The organism is Salimicrobium jeotgali, from assembly GCF_001685435.2.
GTDB classification, from domain to species: Bacteria; Bacillota; Bacilli; order Bacillales; family Halobacillaceae; genus Salimicrobium; species Salimicrobium album.
The window spans coordinates 1552160-1565268 of sequence record NZ_CP011361.2; the positions used below are offsets into that span (position 1 = coordinate 1552160).

Here is a 13109-nt window from a genome sequence, read left to right on the forward strand (position 1 = left end):
GCCCCCCCCCGGAAGACATTTTTCCCGGAGGGCGCGCTTTTTTATTTGTTCCGTAAGTATCTGTCTAATCTTCTTCCACGACGAGATGTTTTTCAAAGCGGCTGATATCTATATCAGCACCGATCACTATCAGTACGTCACTTTCTTTTATATTTTCTGTAGCTCTCGGTGAAACGATTATGTCCCTGTTTCTTTTGATAGCAACTACGTTACAACCATACTGGGCACGAATATCCAGATCGATGAGTGATTTCCCCCGCATCTTGCTTCCGGCTTTTACCTCCACGACGCTATGGTCATCAGACAGCTCAATGTAGTCAAGGATATTGTTGGAGATGATATTGTGAGCTATTCTTCTACCCATATCCCTCTCCGGATGCACTACGTGATCAGCACCAATTTTATTCAGTACCTTCTCATGGTAGTCATTCTGTGCTTTTACAGTCAGGGTTTTAGTACCCAGTTCCTTCAGTATAAGTGTAGCAAGTATACTTGCGTGAATATTATCCCCTATTGCCACGATCACATGATCAATGTTCCTAATTCCAAGCTCTTTCAATGCATTTTCATCGGTAGCATCAGCAATAACAGCATGAGAAGCTATATCTTTGAATTCGTTCACCTTATCTTCATCCGTATCGATTGCGAGGACATCCATCCCCTCTTCGCTCAATTCCCGGCAGATACTACCGCCGAATCTGCCCAGGCCTATTACAGCAAATTCTCTTTTCATCACTAATTCCACCCTTCCTACGCGTATATTATCTCAAAAATAGCCGGAGAGGAAGACCTCTCCAGCTATTTATTACCTTTAATATAATCTGCATCAAACAGGAACATTCTCATCAGCATCACCAGAGAAGGGATAAGTAACAGCAGCCCGCCTATAAATGCGACTACCAGAGCCAATCCCATAGCATCAGGCGTTACACTTTCGGAAATCGTAACGTGCGGGTAAAGCAGATACGGCAATTTCGAAACACCATATCCGAAGAAAGCGAAGAAGAACTGTAGCATTACGGCGATAAAGGCAAAGCCGTACAGTTTTTCACTGTAGACGAGAAATACAGCTATCAGATAAAACAACACACTGAGCCCAAACACCCACCAGTAATCGAACAGCTTGTCAAAGTGCTCGGGGTTGTGCTGACTCATAGCTATAAACACCGTCATACTGGCGATAATCGTAGGAATACTCCAAAACAGAGCGTACTTTCTTAACAACGATAAAGCGTCTTTATCTCCCGCCTTATGGGCATAATATGACAGAAACATCGAACTGATGTAAAGCACCGAGACGATTGCAAGTAAGACTACACTCCAGGAGTACGGACTGAGCAGCAGTTCAGTAATCTGCAGTCTTACCCCGTCGTCCGTTACGTTAAGGAAGCCTCCTTCCGAAATAGTAAGAGCCGTAGAAAGTGAAGCAGGTATCAATAACCCCGTAGCTCCATAGAGAAACATGAAAACAGAGTTATTTTTTGAGCCGTAGCTTTCAAACGCATAAAAGGAACCTCGGATAGCCATCAGCACAATCGCAATACTTCCGGGTATTAAAAGAGCCTGACCGAAATAGTAAGCCATATCCGGGAAGAAGCCGACGAGTCCTACAAAGAAAAACACGAAGAATACGTTCGTTACTTCCCAGACAGGTGATAGATACCTGGAAATCAATTTATTCATAATATGATCTTTGTTCGTTCTTCTTGCGTAATAAGCAAAAAATCCTGCTCCGAAATCAACGGAAGCTACAATCAGATATCCGTAGAGAAACACCCATAAAACTGTGATACCTATATATTCGTATCCCATTATCGCTCCCCTCCTTTACCAACTTCCGTGTAAAGATGTTCAAGCTCCACTTCCGCAGGGTGATCTTTGAACATTTTACGCAGAACTACAAGAGTACCGATGCCAAGAACAAAATACAGAAGGAAAAACAGTAGGAACATAGCTCCCACGTTCGGAGATGTAGTAGCTCCCTCGGCCACTTTCATAAACCCTCTCATAATCCAAGGATGTCTTCCGATTTCGGCGTACACCCAGCCAAATTCAATAGCAAGCATGGATAAAGGACCGATGGTAGTCAGCGCCCAGAGCATCAGCTTATTATGCGGGTTCCATTTCTTGACGTAGGTCATCAGTACATACAACCCGGACACCAGAAGTACAAACATTCCTATCGATACCATCAGGTCGAAGAAATAGTGAATAAACAACGGCGGTTCTTCGTCATCAGGAATTTTATCAAGTCCCGTCACTTCCGCATCGAAATTTCCGTAAGCCAGAAAGCTCAAGGCTTTCGGTAATCTTATCTCTCCGGTAATTTCATTATCATCATTCAGGGTCCCGAAAAGCACGAGGTCCGCACCTTCTTCAGTTTCAAAGTGCCACTCCCCTGCCGCGAGTTTCTCCGGCTGGTGTTCTGCCAGGAATTTTGCAGATAAATCTCCGGCCACAGCCGTGGAGATGGAGAAAACAAGTGTGGCTGTAACTGTCAGCTTCAGCGCGCGCTTCGCATATTCCTGATCCCGTTTCACGAGATACGTTACAGCAGCTATCGTCGCAAGAATCGCCGCAGAAGTCATGTAAGCTGAGGACACCATGTGAAAGACCTTCGTTGGAGTCGCAGGGTTGAACATTGCTGCCAACGGGTTAATCGCGTTGATTACTCCATCCTCCACATCGAACCCTGCAGGTGTATTCATAAAGGCGTTCACTGTCGTAATGAAGAATGCGGACAATGTTCCGCCAATTATAATGGGAATAGAGAGCCACCAGTGAGTCATAGGGTTCTTAAAGCGGTCCCACGTATAGAGATATGCCCCGAGGAAAATGGCTTCAAAGAAGAAAGCGAAAGTTTCCATAAACAGCGGCAGAGCAATCACCTTACCGGCCAGCTGCATAAAACTCGGCCACAGCAGAGAAAGCTGCAGACCTATAGCCGTACCGGTAACCACGCCTACTGCCACGATTATCGTGAAGCCCCTCGCCCATCTTTTCGCCATTAACGAATAATATTTATCTTTTTTCTTTATTCCGATGAGTTCGGCTATGGAGATCATGACCGGAACTCCTACGCCTACTGTAGCGAAAATAATGTGAAAAATCAGCGTCATAGCCGTAAGCATACGGCTCAGCATGACGGAATCCAATTCAATCATTTTATTTCCTCCTCTTATGATAACTGAGTACAGTTTAATCCTTATCAGGTTTTGACAAATTTGTGACTTATTTCACAATATCCTGTTACCAACTATAATACCTTACCCTGAGGAAACGTGTCTACTCATAGACCTGTGTCATTTAAGTGAAAAAGAACTTTGTTAACATTTAGTGACCGGAACTCTCCAGTAGAGTAAAAGCAGTAGCGGATAGCAGAGGGAAGGACTGCACTTTTTAAGTTTTACTTAGTCAAAAGACCTGCCGGAATAACGGCAGGTCAGATAGCATCAAGCATTTGAAACTGTGATTTTACCAGCTCATAATATTCCCCTTCTCTTTCCATCAGTTCCTCATGCGATCCGTGCTCCAGAACTTTTCCATTCTCCAGTACAAAGATTTTATCGGCTTCCCTGATAGTAGACAGGCGATGAGCTATCATAATAGCTGTACGATTCTTTAAAAGTCTGTTCAGTGCTTCCTGGATTTTCATTTCGGTTTCCGTGTCGATACTTGACGTAGCTTCATCAAGAATGAGAATACTCGGATCGGCAAGGAGAGCTCTGGCGAATGAAAGCAGCTGTCTCTCCCCGGCCGATAAAATATTGCCCCGCTCTTCTACTTCCGTCCTGTATCCGTTAGGCAGCCGATCAATGAACTCATCCGCTCCCACCACCCGGGCAGCCTCTTTCACTTCTTCATCACTTGCCTCCGGCCTTCCGAACCTGATATTTTCCATAATATCCCCCGAGAAAATGAAGGTGTCCTGAAGTACAACACTGATCCGGGAGCGGATGCTGTCGATTTTCGCATCACGCAGATCGATTCCGTCTATTCTCACTTCTCCTTCAGTAGGATCATAAAATCTGCTGATCAGATTCGCGATTGTGGACTTACCGGAACCGGTGTGTCCTACGAGAGCAACCGTCTCACCCTGTTTTATCTCAAGAGATAAGTCAGGAATGGCTATCCTCTCGGCATCATAGGCGAATTTTACGCGGTCAAACTCTATGTGACCATTCATGCTTTTCAACTCGATCGCATCTTCCTTTTCTTTTACGTTCGGCTGTTCATCCAGGAACTCGAATATCCTCTCTGACGCTGCCATTGCCATCAGCAACTGATTGTACATCTGACCGAGTCTTGATATAGGTTCCCAGAACATACCGAGATAGATAGAGAAGGTTACAAACGTACCTACCGTGACATCCCCCTCGAGAATTAAGTAAGCACCGTATGCGAGCAGTATAACCGTTCCGATGGCATTACTCATTTCAACGAATGGACGGAACATGGCACTCTTCCTCGAAGCTTCTTTCCAGGCATTGAAGTTACTTGTATTTATCCCTTCAAAGTATTCGGCATTTTCATCTTCCTGAGCAAACGCCTGCGTTATCCTCATTCCCTGCAGACTTTCATTTAAATGCGAGTTCAGCTTGGACTGTTCGATTCTGACCGTCTGCCAGGACCTGCGTATGTTCCTTCTCAGTTTCGTGGAAATATAAAACATGAGCGGAAGCACAATGAGAATTGCTATAGCAAGTTTAGGACTCAACGCGAATAAAAGCACCACAATGCCTGTAAGCAGAACGATATCCATCAGTACGTTTATGATACCGTTCGTAAACAACTCCTGCAGCGAATTAATATCATTCATAATCCTGACAAGAATCGACCCGGCCGATTTTGTGTCGAAGAATCGATGAGAAAGCCGCTGCACGTGAGTGAATAAGTGTCTCCTCAAATCATAGATGACGTTTTGTCCCAGTATATTCACGTATTTTATACGAAGATTATTCCCGGCATAACTGATCAGATACATAAGAGAAATACCGATAACGAGCCATGTCAAAAAAGGGACATCCTTATCCGCTATAGCGCTGTCAATGGCTACACTACCGATAAGAACAGGTACGAACATCCGGACTAACGTGGAGACGAGCATAGCCGTAATTGCTATAGGCAGCAGTTTTTTCGTATAAGGACGCAAGTACTTCAGAAGACGCAGCAGTTGTTTCCAATTAAACGGTTTCTCTATAGCCTGGTCCTGGGTGTACTGAAATCTTTCCAGGTGTTTTTTATTACGTGCCATTTGACCCCTCCTTTCTTACTGCCGATGAGCTTTAAATATTTTATCCCTGTCTTTATACTGGATATCATAGATTCTCCGGTATGTTCCGTTGTTTACAAGCAGGTCTTCATGTCCCCCTCTTTCCACTACTCTGCCCCTGTCGAGCAACAGAATTTCGTCAGCATGCTTAATAGAGGAAATCCGATGAGCAATAATAAATGTCGTCCTCCCTTTCATTACTTCCCTTAAAGCCTTCTGAATTTTGAATTCCGTTTCCATATCCACAGCAGAAGTGGCATCATCCAGAATCAATACGGCAGGATCGATAAGTATGGCCCGAGCTATGGCAATCCGTTGTTTCTGTCCTCCAGACAGCCCCATACCTCTCTCGCCGAGTAGCGTGTCATACCCTTTCGGAGTTTCCATAATAAAATCGTGGGCCTGTGCTCTTTTAGCAGCACTGACGATGTCTTCTTCAGTAGCCAGCGGATTTCCGTAGGCAATGTTTTCTTTAATCGTTGTGGAGAACAGAAAGGATTCCTGCAGAACGACCCCTACGTTCCTTCTTAAATGCTGCAAATCATAATCTTTCACAGGTTTTCCATCCACATAAACTCTTCCTGACTCCGGCTCATAGAATCTCGTCAGGACCTGAGTAACACTCGTTTTTCCTGAACCCGTAGCTCCGATGAGACCGATCGTTGTACCGGCCGGAGCGTGGAGCGTTACGTTACGCAAAGCCTTATCCTCTTCCCCCGGGTAAGTCAGAGTTACGTCTTCAAATACTACAGAGCCGCGAATTGATGCATGATCCACAGCCGGGTCATTTATAATATCTTCATCTTCCTCAAGTATACTCAGCAGTCTCTCTCCGGAGGCTTTGGACTGTGAAAACAGGTTGATTACGAACCCGAAATTCATAAGCGGACCGAGCACGAGCCACACGAGGTTAAAGAATGCGACGAGTTCTCCAAGCTGAAGTTCCCCGTTCATTACGAGATACCCCCCATAAGCGAGAAGCACTACGACGCTTACGTTTCCGATGAATTCCATAAGAGGAAAATATCTGGCCCATATGTTTGAAGTATTAATGTATGTCTGGCGATAATCTCCGCTTCTGTCTAAAAATCTGTTAACTTCGAAATCCTCGCGGGACAGTGATTTTACTGTATTCATGCCGCTTATATTTTCCTGTACCCGCGTATTGAGATTACCGTAGGACTTCCTTATTCTTCTGAAAGCCGGGTGTACAATCCGGTCGAAGCGGAAGACGACCACCGCTAAAAAAGGCATAACGGCCATAGTTATAAGAGCCAGAGGTATAGAGTAGTAAAACATGACTCCGAGACTTGCCGTCATCAATAGTATAATGCGTACAAACTCCGAAAACCCGAAAGATAAGAAAAAACGGAATCCATCCACATCGGCGGTGAGCTTCGACATAATGTCCCCCGTTTTCGCGTTATCGTAATAACGGAAAGAAAGACGCTGCAGCTTTTCGTAAAGTGCTTCCCGCAAAGAGAAAACAGAGCGGATGCCAAAATAGTCACCGAAATACTGATCGATGTAAGTAGCTATCGCTTTAATTCCCATGAGGGCAATGAAGATCAGACTGATATAAGGTATCCAGGAGTATTTTTCTCCCCGGATCACTTCATCTATAGTAATCTGTAATACAATCGGATATACGACAGTAATAGCAGTTACGAATATTAGCGCGATGATCGACCCTAAAAGCCACATTTTATAAGGCCAGTAATACTGTTTCAGTTTTTTGAATATGTCCATCATTTCACCCCGTTTCCAGTAATCTTAATATATCGGTTTTCGAAATAATTTGCCAGCATTTTGACAGATTTTTTTAAATTTATTGAAAAATATACGGATAATAAGTTCAGGTTGATTTCTTACACTATTTTTCTTATTATTTTTTTATAAAGAGGAGGGAACAGTATGGAAATATTCGGAATTGAATTTGATCTTGCCGGTATAATAAGTACGGTCTTACCGGTTTTAATTGAAATTGTAATTTTACTTGTCGCTTTCTCCATTATTAATCCATTGGGATCAAAAGCCATTGCCAAAACGATGGAAACGATGGGAAAGAAAAGAAAACTGGCCCCGGGGCGTATGAAGACCCTGGAAAAACTCAGTGTTAACATATTTTCCTACACTCTTCTTTTCATATTGGTCGTCATGTTACTCGGTGCAGTAAATATAAATATCGGGCCGCTCCTGGCAGGTGCGGGAATTATCGGTCTCGCCGTGGCGTTCGGAGCGCAGAACCTTGTAGCTGACGTAATGACAGGCTTCTTCCTTCTGCTGGAGCGGCAGGCTGAAGTGGATGATTATGTTACAGTAGGCGGTTATGACGGAATCGTGGAAGAAATTGGGATACGCACAACCAAAGTACGCGGTTTTGATGGTACACTTCATTTTATTCCGAACCGGCTGATCGAGGGTGTAAGCAACCATTCAAGAGGCAATATGCGCGCTCTTGTGGACATTCAGATTTCCTATTACGACAATATTGATGAAGCTTTGCACATTTTGCAGGGAGTAGCTGACCGGTTCAGGGATGATGCTCGTTTTAAAGAAGGCCCTGACGTATTAGGGGTCCAGAGCATCGGCAATTCAGAAGTAGTTCTCCGCCTGTTAGGCCATACTGAAAATATGGAGCAGTGGGGAGCAGAACGTGATTTGCTTAAAGCTATAAAAGAATCATTCGATGCAGCAGGCATTGAAATTCCGTTCCCTCATCAGGTCAATATTTTCAAAGACAGGTCAGAAGCCAAAAAGGAAGAGTACAGCTACAATTAATTAGTCAAGAAGCTGAACAGTTTGTTAAGATTTTCCGGAGAGTATCTCGGGGGATTCTGCTTTATCATATAATTGGAAAGTTATGCAGGGGAAGAGTAAATCGCTTATCTTATCATATAAATAACAGAGAGAACGGGAACCGGAGGCTGTCGACCGGTCCCCGTTCTCTCTGTTTAACTTTGTACGGATGCTTCTGAATAAATGAACTTCTAAAGATGATATAAAGTATCTTTGACTATGGATACTCCATACTCCAATGCTTCTTCTTTGGGTTTTAGAGAGGACTGGTGCAGACCTGCTTGTGAATCCACCCCGAGCCAGAACATGAACCCCGGTATTTCCTTCAGCATGTAACCGAAATCTTCCCCGGTCATAGCTCTGTCGGCTTCCCTGCAATCATATCCCATCTCTTTCATAAGAGCAGTGAATTTTTCGGTCACTTCCTCTTCATTATATACCTGATAGTAATTAGCACCGTAATCGATGGTTATATTGCAGTCATTGGAGATTTCCATACCACGGGCTAACTTCTCTATTTCCCCTTTCACATCTTTCATAACAATGCCGGACGTTGTACGGATCGTCCCTTCCAGCCTTGATGTTTCAGCAATAATATTCTGCACCCTTCCCGCCTGTATCTTACCGATGGTAACTACTGCACTGTCCAGGGGGTCTATCCTCCTTGCGACTATTTGCTGAAGCTGGGTCACAAAATAACTCGCTGCTACTGTCATATCGAAAGCTTTGTGCGGATAAGCCGCGTGCCCCCCCACACCTTTGAAATCAATGTAAAGCTCACTCGTGTTCGCAAACAGGAGGCCCGGTCTGGTTGAAATAGTGCGCACAGGAAGTTCGGGTGCAACATGAAGAGCAAAAATGGTATCCGGTTTCCACTTCTTCATCGGCTCGGATCTTAACATGGGTTCTGCTCCCCCGGGCCCTTCCTCCGCAGGCTGGAATATAAACAGAACGTTATTCCGCGGGGGTTCAGCAGCCATGTATTCAAGAGCCCCAAGTGCGATTGTCATGTGGAAGTCGTGACCGCACGCGTGCATTCTTCCGGGGTGTTCGGAAGAAAAAGAATATCCCGTGTTTTCTTCCAGAGGAAGACCGTCGATATCTGTCCGGTACCCGATCGTTTTTGTCGGGGATGTCCCCCGTACGAACACGAATATCCCTGTCCTCCACGTCTCTACTGTGAGATTGTCTCCGGGCATCGTATCGATCATATCCAGAAGCAACTGCTGTGTCTTCACTTCTTCGAATCCGAGTTCCGGTATTTTATGAAGAGCTCTTCTCGTTTTAACGTAATCCATTTTTTCGCCTCCTTACCAGAAAAGCTGCCCTTCAGAAAGGACAGCTTCATGATTTAAGATTACTTCAGTTTACGAAGTTCCTGTTTGATTTCAGTCTTCGCTTTCGTCTGGTCATCAATGTCTTTCAGTTTGCGTGCCGGAGACCCTGCCACGAGGGTATTCGGTTCTACATCTTCCGTTACTATAGCGCCTGCAGCAACCACAGCACCTTCTCCTACGGTCACGCCTTCAAGGATAACAGCGTTCGCACCGACTACTACACCATCTTCCACGACTACAGGTTTAGCAGATGGCGGTTCGATGACGCCTGCGAGTACTGCCCCGGCACCAATATGACAATTCTTTCCTACAGTGGCGCGACCACCCAGTACTACGTTCATATCGATCATTGTACCTTCACCGATCACCGATCCGATATTGATGGAAGATCCATACATAATAACGGCTCCGTCTCCGATTTCCACCTGGTCACGGATAATGGCGCCCGGTTCAATTCGTGCGTTGACGTCTTTCAGGTCCATGAGAGGGATAGCAGAATGACGACGGTCATTTTCCACTTCGTAGTCTTCGATGTCTTTTTCATTAGCATCGAGAACGGCTTTAACCGCGTCCCATTCACCGAAAAGGACTCCGGAAGTACCGGAAACAAAGTCCCGCACTTCTTTACCGAAATCAATGTTCGAGAGATTTTCACCTTTTACGTATACTTTCACCGGCGTGGATTTCTCACTGTTAGATATGAAACTGATAATTTCATTTGCATCCATTTGATTCATGTCGTTACCTCCTTATGTATCTCTTTTCTCATCTACTTTACCAAAGCACTTGTGCCGTGACAAGAATAAGCGAGGGGGTTCCTCACTTATTCTTGGATTCGTGATAACTTTTACTGACGTTCTTCAGTATTTCTCTTCTGGTTACAATTCCGTCAAACTCATCATTATCCCCGATAACACATATAAACGGATGGTCGATCAATTTATGAAGTGCGTCGATAAACGTATGGTTTTTCTTCAGGCATGGGACGTCCGGATCCATGACCTCCCGTACGCTTATATCCCCCAGCCTGTTCATTTCAAACTGTTCAAGTCCGAGCGATTCTTCCAGTATTTTCGTTTTACTGATAATTCCTTCGAACTGAAACCGGGAATTCAGAACCGGCACCGATGAATAGCCTGTTTTAATAAGAACAAGCAAGGCGTGTTCGAGCGGGTTGCCGGACTGGACGTGTGCTACTTTTTCGGAAGAAATCATAAGATCTTTCACCAGTAACGTTTCGTTCTTTTCACTTTCCAATTGCAACATTATCTTCACTCCTCATTCTTTTCACATTACAGGAGCACCTCTTTTATGATACCATAATCCCGCTTCAAAAACGACCGGCTGCAATATCCCGTGTTATTTATCTTTATATAACCGGATAGTAAACCTTATTTTCTTTTCTCTGCACGTTGGCTTATAATAAACTCAATAGATTCTGCCTGGAGATGATCAATTGGAAACACATATTTTTTCAAAAAAAGAAGAATTGGCCAATGCCATTACGCACGGCATAGGAGCTGTTTTAAGTATAGCCATGCTCGTCCTTCTCGTAACTTTCTCAAGTTTCGACGGTAACGTATGGACGATTACGTCCTCTGCTGTTTATGGAGCTACAATGCTTCTCCTGTTCCTGTCTTCCACTCTCGTACACAGCTTCCCTCAGGGGAAAATCAAAGATCTGTTCGAAATTTTCGACCATGCTTCCATTTACCTTTTCATAGCAGGAACGTACACCCCCATCCTTCTTATAGCACTTGGCGGTAAGCTCGGTTGGACCCTTTTCGGCATCGTCTGGGGAGCTGCTGTAGTGGGTGTCGTATTCAAAATATTTTTCGTTAAGAAATTCGTAGTGCTCTCCACACTGATTTATGTACTTATGGGGTGGATGATTGTTATCGCGTGGGACGCCCTGACAGCTTCCCTGGCCCCGGGCGGCGTCATCTTTCTCGTCGCGGGCGGACTCGCATATACGGTGGGGGCTCTGTTCTACGTATGGAGAGGTTTCACTCATCACCATATGATATGGCATCTTTTCGTACTTGCAGGGGCTATCCTTCATTTTGTCACTGTATTCTTTTATATAATTTAAACGATTTTCGAAATCGGGCATTTCTTTACGTCGATACGAAAAAAAATCTTCAAAAATAAGAAGGCTTGAGAGGTTTTCCTCCCGAGCCTTCTTCCTTTTTAAAAAGGAAACTGGTTCAACCATTGTCCGCCATCAAGAGTTACCACTTCTCCGTTCATATAGGAAGCATCCTCCGATAAGATAAACCCTGCCAATTTCGCAATTTCCTCTGGAGTTCCGACCCGTCCAAGAGGTACAGAACCAAGAGTACGCTTATAAGCATCTTCCGACTGGAATAATTTCTCCGCTCCCCCGGTCCGTTCAATCGGGCCCGGGGCAATGGCGTTGACTCTCACCCCGTACCTGCGTCCCCATTCTACGGCCAGCGTTCTTGTCATAGTCAGGACCCCTGCTTTTGCAGATGCCGAATGCACTACTCCCGCTCCCGCATTCCAGGCGTACGTGGCCACCATATTAAGTATGCTCCCTTTGGTTTTGTTCGCGATCCAGTAGTTCATAACCTCCCGGCTGCAGTAAAAAGTCCCGTTCAGAACTATATCGATGACTGATTTCCATCCATTCGGAGACATTTCTTCCGCTTTTTGGATGAAATTTCCTGCTGCATTATTTACTAAATGGTCAATCCTGCCAAATGTATCGTGTGTCTTTTCCACCATCTTTTTCACATCTTCCGGTTCTCTTACATCCATTACTACCCTTAGAATTCTTTCCTGTCCCTCTGCATTGCTCAGGGCTTCATTCAGTTTATCTTCGTTTCTTCCCGTGACGACAACATTTGCACCGTTTTCAAGAAAATGAGTGGCCATTGCCAGACCCATCCCGCTTGATCCACCTGTAATTATCACTGTTTCTTTCTTCACTTTATCAGCTCCTTATATTAAAAACAGTTCGCCATAAAAAAATGAATACCTGCTCATTTTTCGTTTTTCGACATTTTTGTGAAAAGAATGGGACGTATAATCTTTCATGATACAATGTATACGTCAGAAAGGAGTAAACAATGAAAAAACTTTTTATATTGCTCTCATTATTATTCATCAGTGCCTGTGGCAGTACTGCAGAAATAGATTCAAACATGTCCCGTGACATAGTCGATCTTTCGGCTAAAAATCAGCACGGAGAACAAGTGGATGTTAAAGAAGAAATGAAAGGCGACTATTGGGTAGCCAACATGATTTTTACGAGCTGTACCACCGTGTGCCCCCCTATGACGAGCAATATGTCTCGCCTGCAAAACCAGATTGAAAAAGAAGGGCTGGATATCAGACTGGCTTCCTTTTCTATAGACCCGTCTACAGATGATGTAAAAACACTGAAACAGTTCGCGGATAAATACAACCCCGATTACGGGAACTGGAGTTTCTACACCGGTTATCCTTTCGAAGAAATCAAGGAACTTTCTATTAAATCATTCCAGTCTCCGGTTCAAAAACTTGAGAACTCCGATCAGTATGCCCATGCCACCGGATTCTTTCTCGTAACACCCGACGGTAAAGTCATCAAAAACTATGAAGGAACGAACAGCGAGGCTATGGAGACGATTATGAGCGATCTGAAGAAGATCAAGGGCGCTTCATAATTACTTTGCATTATATGCGTCCCCCCTATA

The 13109-nt window shown here is 44.5% G+C and carries 12 protein-coding genes; 3 read left to right on the forward strand and 9 right to left on the reverse strand.

The annotated features are described in order from the left end of the window. Window positions 1–64 precede the first annotated feature (64 nt). The 5 genes from AAV35_RS07815 to AAV35_RS07835 all read right to left on the reverse strand — a co-directional run bounded on the left by AAV35_RS07815 (window position 65) and on the right by AAV35_RS07835 (window position 7021). Window positions 65–733, reverse strand: a complete 669-nt coding sequence (locus AAV35_RS07815; protein ID WP_008589645.1) for a potassium channel family protein — start codon at window positions 731–733, stop codon at window positions 65–67. Window positions 734–798: 65 nt separating this feature from the next. Next, the gene (locus AAV35_RS07820; protein ID WP_008589644.1) at window positions 799–1812 is read right to left on the reverse strand and encodes a cytochrome d ubiquinol oxidase subunit II; all 1014 of its coding nucleotides are present in this window, start codon (window positions 1810–1812) and stop codon (window positions 799–801) included. Next, window positions 1812–3164 (reverse strand): cytochrome ubiquinol oxidase subunit I, encoded by a 1353-nt coding sequence (locus tag AAV35_RS07825; RefSeq protein WP_008589642.1) that lies wholly within the window; start codon window positions 3162–3164, stop codon window positions 1812–1814. Before AAV35_RS07825 ends, AAV35_RS07820 begins: the two co-directional genes overlap by 1 nt. Before the next feature lie 278 nt (window positions 3165–3442). Beyond that, entirely contained in the window at window positions 3443–5254 is a 1812-nt protein-coding gene (locus tag AAV35_RS07830; RefSeq protein ID WP_008589640.1) for an ABC transporter ATP-binding protein, read from the reverse strand. A 15-nt stretch (window positions 5255–5269) separates the two neighbouring features. Then, a complete protein-coding gene (locus tag AAV35_RS07835; protein WP_008589638.1) occupies window positions 5270–7021 on the reverse strand; it encodes an ABC transporter ATP-binding protein in 1752 nt (583 codons plus the stop codon). Between the two features lie 165 nt (window positions 7022–7186). Here AAV35_RS07835 and AAV35_RS07840 point away from each other — a divergent pair, with 165 nt between their 5' ends. Then, window positions 7187–8053: a mechanosensitive ion channel family protein gene (locus AAV35_RS07840; RefSeq protein WP_008589635.1), complete on the forward strand. Its 867-nt coding sequence runs from the start codon at window positions 7187–7189 to the stop codon at window positions 8051–8053. Between the two features lie 209 nt (window positions 8054–8262). Here AAV35_RS07840 and AAV35_RS07845 read toward each other — a convergent pair whose 3' ends face one another. The 3 genes from AAV35_RS07845 to cbpB all read right to left on the reverse strand — a co-directional run bounded on the left by AAV35_RS07845 (window position 8263) and on the right by cbpB (window position 10674). Then, entirely contained in the window at window positions 8263–9369 is a 1107-nt protein-coding gene (locus AAV35_RS07845; protein ID WP_008589632.1) for an N-acetyldiaminopimelate deacetylase, read from the reverse strand. Between the two features lie 59 nt (window positions 9370–9428). After that, complete coding sequence (gene dapD / locus AAV35_RS07850) at window positions 9429–10145, reverse strand: 2,3,4,5-tetrahydropyridine-2,6-dicarboxylate N-acetyltransferase (RefSeq protein WP_008589630.1); 717 nt, start codon at window positions 10143–10145, stop codon at window positions 9429–9431. 82 nt (window positions 10146–10227) lie between these two features. After that, the gene (gene cbpB / locus AAV35_RS07855) at window positions 10228–10674 is read right to left on the reverse strand and encodes a cyclic-di-AMP-binding protein CbpB (RefSeq protein ID WP_008589628.1); all 447 of its coding nucleotides are present in this window, start codon (window positions 10672–10674) and stop codon (window positions 10228–10230) included. A 190-nt stretch (window positions 10675–10864) separates the two neighbouring features. On the opposite strand from cbpB, the gene trhA reads away from it, so the two are divergent. Continuing rightward, a complete protein-coding gene (trhA, locus tag AAV35_RS07860) occupies window positions 10865–11500 on the forward strand; it encodes a PAQR family membrane homeostasis protein TrhA (RefSeq protein ID WP_008589626.1) in 636 nt (211 codons plus the stop codon). 98 nt (window positions 11501–11598) lie between these two features. Here trhA and fadH read toward each other — a convergent pair whose 3' ends face one another. Then, entirely contained in the window at window positions 11599–12360 is a 762-nt protein-coding gene (gene fadH, locus AAV35_RS07865) for a 2,4-dienoyl-CoA reductase (protein WP_008589623.1), read from the reverse strand. Between the two features lie 140 nt (window positions 12361–12500). Here fadH and AAV35_RS07870 point away from each other — a divergent pair, with 140 nt between their 5' ends. Further along, entirely contained in the window at window positions 12501–13079 is a 579-nt protein-coding gene (locus AAV35_RS07870; protein WP_008589622.1) for an SCO family protein, read from the forward strand. Window positions 13080–13109 lie beyond the last annotated feature (30 nt).

Bases quoted from the DNA above. Each gene is read 5' to 3' on its own strand.
- AAV35_RS07815 (WP_008589645.1), bottom strand. From the start codon at position 733: ATGAAAAGAGAATTTGCTGTAATAGGCCTGGGCAGATTCGGCGGTAGT.
- AAV35_RS07820 (WP_008589644.1), bottom strand. From the start codon at position 1,812: ATGGGATACGAATATATAGGTATCACAGTTTTATGGGTGTTTCTCTAC.
- AAV35_RS07825 (WP_008589642.1), bottom strand. From the start codon at position 3,164: ATGATTGAATTGGATTCCGTCATGCTGAGCCGTATGCTTACGGCTATG.
- AAV35_RS07830 (WP_008589640.1), bottom strand. From the start codon at position 5,254: ATGGCACGTAATAAAAAACACCTGGAAAGATTTCAGTACACCCAGGAC.
- AAV35_RS07835 (WP_008589638.1), bottom strand. From the start codon at position 7,021: ATGGACATATTCAAAAAACTGAAACAGTATTACTGGCCTTATAAAATG.
- AAV35_RS07840 (WP_008589635.1), top strand. From the start codon at position 7,187: ATGGAAATATTCGGAATTGAATTTGATCTTGCCGGTATAATAAGTACG.
- AAV35_RS07845 (WP_008589632.1), bottom strand. From the start codon at position 9,369: ATGGATTACGTTAAAACGAGAAGAGCTCTTCATAAAATACCGGAACTC.
- dapD (WP_008589630.1), bottom strand. From the start codon at position 10,145: ATGAATCAAATGGATGCAAATGAAATTATCAGTTTCATATCTAACAGT.
- cbpB (WP_008589628.1), bottom strand. From the start codon at position 10,674: ATGTTGCAATTGGAAAGTGAAAAGAACGAAACGTTACTGGTGAAAGAT.
- AAV35_RS07870 (WP_008589622.1), top strand. From the start codon at position 12,501: ATGAAAAAACTTTTTATATTGCTCTCATTATTATTCATCAGTGCCTGT.